This window comes from Saccharothrix sp. ST-888 (assembly GCF_000955975.1).
GTDB lineage: Bacteria > Actinomycetota > Actinomycetes > Streptomycetales > Streptomycetaceae > Kitasatospora.
Genome location: NZ_JYJF01000284.1, coordinates 1 through 1,165 on the forward strand (window position 1 = coordinate 1; position 1,165 = coordinate 1,165).

The window sequence follows — 1,165 nt, forward strand, 5'->3', positions numbered from 1 at the left end:
GGTTGGTGGGGTGTGGGTGTGGCGAAGGGGCCCGGTGCGTGTGCACGGGGCCCCTTTTCGCGTGGTGCGGTGGTGCTGTGTGTGGGGGTGGGTTGGTTTAGTACCAGTGGTGGGCGGCCCAGAACGACCAGGCGGCGTTGGGGCTGCCGTAGCGCTCGTTCATGTAGTTGTAGGCCCACTTGATCTGGGTGGCGGGGTTGGTCTTCCAGTCGGCGCCGGCGGAGGCCATCTTGGTGGCGGGCAGGGCCTGGCCGAGGCCGTAGGAGCCGCTGCTGGGGTTGGTGGCGCTGACGTTCCAGCCGCTCTCGTGCGAAATGATGTTGCTGAAGGAGGCCAGCTGGTTGGCGGGGACGATGCTGGCGGCGATCTCCTGGGGGGTGGCGGCGGACGCGGCGGTGGGCGCGATCACGGCACCGATGGTGGCGACGCCGGCGGCGGCGGCGAAGAGGCCGGCGGACTTGCGCATGCGAGCGGTGAAAGTGGACAAGAAGACTCCTGGGCCGGGGGACAGGGATTCACGCTGGGCAGGATGCGCGGCCGGTGTGAATGGCTTGTGCGTCTGGGCGTGATTGCCGGTGCGCCGCGTTTGCGGTGGTGCGCCGGTGTCGGGTGACTTGGGGTGGGGGCCACCGGTGGGTCGTTGCGACTGAAGCCATTGTTAGCGGGGGTTGGGGTGGGTTCCAAGGGGTGTGTTTGGGGTGGGCTACGACGGGGGGTCGTAGGTGGGGTGGTGGTGTGTGGGGTTGGGGTGGGCTCGCGTTCCCTTCGGTCGGGGGCTGAAACCTTGCTTCGGGGGTTTCTTCTGGTTGCGTTAAACGTGGCTCTGACCTGGGGTTTTGTGGTGGGGGCTGGTGGGGTGTGGGTTGGGTTGGTCGGGGGGTGGGGGTGTGGTGTGGGGGGTGTGGGGGTGCTGTCGGGTTAAACCCACTATGGGGAGTAGTGGGTGATTTGCCTGTTGTGTGCACCGTCACACGGTCAGCCAAACCATTTGCCCGATATGCCCGCTTTTGGGTTGTTGCGAGAGGTGTCGGAGATCGGATAAAGGAGTGGCGCGGGCCATGGGAATGGAGTGGCGCAGGCCACAGGAATGCCTGTGGCCCGGGTCACAGAATGCCCGGGACCCGGCTCGCGGGAATGGCGGTGTGACCCGGGTCACTGAATACGG

Annotated in this window: 1 protein-coding gene; it reads right to left on the reverse strand. The window is 66.6% G+C overall.

The genetic code is table 11. The features are described 5' to 3' along the window. Nucleotides 1-97 precede the first annotated feature (97 nt). Nucleotides 98-487: a transglycosylase SLT domain-containing protein gene (locus UK12_RS32650; RefSeq protein WP_231591480.1), complete on the reverse strand. Its 390-nt coding sequence runs from the start codon at nucleotides 485-487 to the stop codon at nucleotides 98-100. Nucleotides 488-1,165: the final 678 nt, after the last annotated feature.